Origin of the sequence: Brevundimonas sp. P7753, assembly GCF_013386595.1 — a bacterium.
Taxonomy (GTDB): domain Bacteria; phylum Pseudomonadota; class Alphaproteobacteria; order Caulobacterales; family Caulobacteraceae; genus Brevundimonas; species Brevundimonas bullata.
Window position 1 is genome coordinate 1 of the sequence record NZ_JACARP010000051.1, and the last position, 1016, is coordinate 1016.

Consider the following 1016-nt stretch of genomic DNA (forward strand, 5'->3'; position numbering starts at 1 on the left):
CTTTTATCTTGCCCTCTTAATCGGGGACATTCTGGGGCTCGTTTTCATGACGTTCTCCTGATGGATATTGTATTCCCTTGATGGACGGAGGTGAAGACGCGTCCGCCCCCGGCGGGGCCGCGCGGCCTGCGGGGAGATCGGTCCGGACATCGAGTCCTGATGCGCCGTGCACTCTTCCGCGCTCATCGACGGCGGGGTCTTGACCGACTGGGCGGTTCTGGATCCGTCGCGGCGCATGTCGGCATCGGTCTCGCGGGGCAGCATCACAGGCACTCCGGCGTGGTCCGGATCGCTCCGGCCACAGGCAAGATATCGTGCTTCCCGCTTTCCTGGTCTGCATCAGTCCTCATCCGCCGGGGCGGATCTCCATCGCGGTCAGGCGGACCTGGCGGCGGGGTTTCGGTCAGGCCGGCGGGTCATGCGTAAGCGCCCAGCAGTTTGCGTTCCTTGGCGGTCGCCCCGCCGTCGGCCACGCCGGTCTCGACCGCATCGGTGTAGACCGTGCCGTCGCGCCACATGGCGTGCATGATCACGGCGAGCTTGCGGGCCACGGCGACGACCGCCTTCTTGTGGCAACGTTTGGCCAGGGTCTCGCCCCAGGTCTTGAGCGCGCTGCGCCCCTTGTAGCGGGTCAGCATCGCCGAGGCCGCCTCGTAGAGGGCGCGCCGGACATCGGGATCGCCCGCCTTGCTGATGCGGCCCTGGATGTCGATCGACGTGCCCGACTGCCAGCGCTTGGAGGTCAGGCCGAAGTAGGCGCCGACGTCGCGGGAGCGTTTGAACCGCATCGGATCGTCGACCGCCGTGCGGAAGGTCAGGGCCGCGATCGGCCCCACGCCGGGGATGGCCATGAAGCGCCGGCACACCTCGTCCTGGGCTACGGCCCGCACCGTCAGGGCGTGCAGCTTGAGGTACTGGGTCCACAGCGCCGCGCGCGCGGTCAGCATGCAGTCCATCAGCTCGGCCGTCAGCGGATCATCGGCGCAGGCGTCGCGGACGGCCTGGTCGAACGCGCC

1 protein-coding gene is annotated in these 1016 nt (G+C 68.3%); it reads right to left on the reverse strand.

Annotated features, from left to right (window positions below):
* Positions 1–416 precede the first annotated feature (416 nt).
* Positions 417–1016 (reverse strand): transposase (locus HX774_RS10920; protein ID WP_178826729.1); only part of this gene is annotated, 600 nt, incomplete at its 5' end.